At 50.3% G+C, this 1,997-nt stretch carries 2 protein-coding genes; both read left to right on the forward strand.

Annotated features, from left to right (window positions below; translation table 11 throughout):
* Positions 1 to 1,195: hypothetical protein (locus E1297_RS02400; protein ID WP_209015597.1), on the forward strand; the 1,195-nt coding region annotated here is incomplete at its 5' end.
* A gap of 50 nt (positions 1,196 to 1,245) precedes the next feature.
* Positions 1,246 to 1,983 (forward strand): IS6 family transposase, encoded by a 738-nt coding sequence (locus E1297_RS02405; protein WP_155133438.1) that lies wholly within the window; start codon positions 1,246 to 1,248, stop codon positions 1,981 to 1,983.
* The last annotated feature ends 14 nt before the right edge of the window (positions 1,984 to 1,997 follow it).

Raw genomic sequence — 1,997 nt, forward strand, 5'->3', positions numbered from 1 at the left:
ACCGGCTTTAGCCGGTGGAGTATTCACAAAGTCATTTTGCGCCATTATAATCAATAAAGAGGGTGGATGCGCGGTAATGCGGAATTGTGTTATTCACGTTGTGGATACGCCTTACGAGGGCGATCGACGGGTAGAAGTGCAAATCGCACGACTGGGGGGGGGCGGGCAGGTCTTTAATATTTCCGAATATGAACCTTCCGCCCCTGGACTGCTTGAGCGTATACGCTTTTTCTTGCGCGTTGCATTTCTGTTCGTCATCGGTCTCAGACGAATCCGAAGGGTGAAAAGGATCGTTCCAGATTTGTGGCAACGTCCCGTGTTTTCGGGGGTCGGGGCAATGTGGCGATGGTTAATGCGTTCAGGTGTCAGCGGAGCGGAGTTGCGTGCCTGCGTTTCGCGAGCTGCCGAAAACGCGGTCGTTTCGGTCTACTGCAACGATCTGTACTGCGCAGTGGCGGCGTTGTCGGTGCCTTCTGCCGACCTTTCCTGCTTTACATATGACTCTCATGAATTGCAAATTGATCGGAAGCGAAAAAGTGGATTGGTGCGCACGCTTGTCGAGGCAGAATTAGAGGCTACGGTCCTGCGTCGGGCGGACCGGTTTGTGCATGTCAATCACCGTGCATTGTCGGTTGTGTGCGAATTATATGCCTACGATGGACACTGCGAGGTCGTTTATAATGATCATTTCTGTCATCTCCCTATAGTTAGGCCGGAAAGCCAGACCCCGCGCATTATTTACATTGGGCAAGGTGCGTCTGGACGATTGCTCGATGAACTCCATGATCTCGCGACAGATGGCGTCGTCGGCGTTTCTTCGTTTTTACTCGCACAGAATGTCCAAGTTCGTTATCCACGCTTTATTCACGGCAAAGACCAATACCTTCCAGAATTGCAGAGACTTCTTTTTGAGTATCGGTGTGTGATGTGGTGCTGTAATGATACAAGTTGCGCGAGTTACTATATCGCAACACCTAACAAGTTTTTTCAAGCGATTGCAGTTGCGATACCTGTTATTGCAAATGAAGGAACATATCTTGCGGAAATCGTTCGCGAGCATGTGCTCGGGTTTGTCTACAATGGTTCAAACATGCAAGAAATTTTGGAGAGGTTACGCAGCGAGAAATACAAAGAATTACAAGACAACATTGTTCATTTTCGAGAGGGGTTGTCGGGCGATGTTATTAGGATCTGAGGCGACATATCAAGTTGTCTGAGCGGTCGATAGCGGGTAGATATCGTTGGATGAAGCACCCAAGTTCCTTCGCCCGCCTGAAAGGGTTTCGTTTTCCTCGTGAAGTCATCGCCTACGAGGTATGGGCCAACCACCGTTGTGAGATAGGTTTTACCGATGTTTTTAATCATATCTTACTCTCACGGGTTGAATATCTGCTAGCCGAACGCGGGGGAATGGACAGTCGCGCGGCAATCCGGCTTTGGGTCAATCGCTTAGGCAAGCAATTGTACAATTGCATTCGACGAGACCGGCCAGAACCGGACAACAAATGGCACCTGCGGGAATGTCTTTTGACCATAAACGGAACAAAACACTGGGTGTGGCGGGCGATTGACGCGAACGGCGATGTGCTGAACATTTTGGTCCAATCACACATATACTCAAAGGCCGACAAGCGCTTTTTCGTCAAGCCGATCGCTCAATATGGCACGCTCAGCGTCGTTGTTACCGACAAGCTAAACAGTTACAATAAATCTGTTCGCACACTTGCGCCTGAGGCTGACCATCGGGCTGCCAAAGGATTAAAGAGCCGGATTGAAAGCGCGCACCGGCCCACACGAAAACGGGATAAAATAATGCGTCGTTTCATATCTCCCCGCCAAGCCCAACGGTTCCTGCAGGACCACGAACAGGTCAACATGCATTTCCGCTCGCGCCGTTATCAACTTTCCACCACCTCTTACCGCCATGCCAGAGCTGATGCGTTCAGTCTCTGGGAGGAGTATACTGTTGAAATGATCGCCTGAAGTCCGCACCTCGA

The sequence above is a fragment of the Roseibium sp. RKSG952 genome (assembly GCF_009711355.1).